The organism is Pseudomonas tremae, assembly GCF_001401155.1.
Taxonomy (GTDB): domain Bacteria; phylum Pseudomonadota; class Gammaproteobacteria; order Pseudomonadales; family Pseudomonadaceae; genus Aquipseudomonas; species Aquipseudomonas tremae.
Genome location: NZ_LJRO01000426.1, coordinates 1 through 485, shown reverse-complemented (window position 1 = coordinate 485; position 485 = coordinate 1). Strand labels below are relative to the sequence as shown.

At 57.1% G+C, this 485-nt stretch carries 1 pseudogene; it reads right to left on the bottom strand.

Features of this window, described 5'->3' with window-relative positions:
* Window positions 1-305 precede the first annotated feature (305 nt).
* Window positions 306-485 (bottom strand): annotated as a pseudogene (locus ALO43_RS23180) (phosphonate metabolism protein PhnP); the annotation flags it as partial.

The following is a 485-nucleotide window of genomic DNA, read 5'->3' as shown; positions in this document are numbered from 1 at the left end:
CCACTGACCAGCATCGCCAGTCCCATCAGCAGGAAGAACCAGCTGCCGCCCAATGTCACCAGATAGCCGCCGCCACCTGCCAGACCGAGCCCGATCAGGGCGATCAGTACTCCCAGCCCGAGCAGCAGCAACCTGCCGCCAGTTCCTGTGTCTTGCTTGTTTGTCATTTTTCAAACCTGTCGGATTTTTACAGCCGAACAGAATGTACCAAACGGTTCATAATGACAAATTGTCGCAGGCTGCCAAGCTTCTGGAACAGGCTTTTGCGGGCGATCAGCGCACAATTTTTGCGTTTATGCGCACGCCTAGGGCGCCATGCCGTCCCGACCGATCAATACATGGCCCGGCAGTCCTGGCGGCAGCCCCATCAACCACGCATCCAGCGTATGGCCGATGTGCGTCAATACCGCCTTGCCCGGTCGCAACTGGTCGATGGTTTGCAGCGCCAGGGTCAGGTCATTGTGCTGTCTCTTATACACATCTGA